This is a genomic window from Neisseria sp. P0009.S007, assembly GCF_051962515.1.
The window spans coordinates 1-243 of sequence record NZ_JBQCVF010001243.1; the positions used below are offsets into that span (position 1 = coordinate 1).

At 49.8% G+C, this 243-nt stretch carries 1 protein-coding gene; it reads right to left on the reverse strand.

All coding sequences use genetic code 11. The features are described from left to right. A partial coding sequence (locus ACTHS3_RS18465) for a c-type cytochrome (RefSeq protein WP_440368868.1) occupies window positions 1–243 on the reverse strand: 243 nt, incomplete at both ends.

Sequence of the window (243 nt, forward strand, 5' to 3'; positions counted from 1 at the left end):
TTTTTGACATCTGCTTCAGTAATCGTACCGCCGCCATTATTGAAGGCGTTCATGATGTAAGTGGCAACGGCGGCGACATCGGCATCGTTGATGGCGGTAGAAGGCATGAAGCCGTTGTAGGATTTGCCGTTTACTTTAATCGGGCCGTTGATGCCTTTGGTCATGCTTTGCAACAGCACTTGCGGTTTTTTATTGATATAGTCGGACTGGAATAGTGGCGGGAACATGGCACCCCGACCTTCG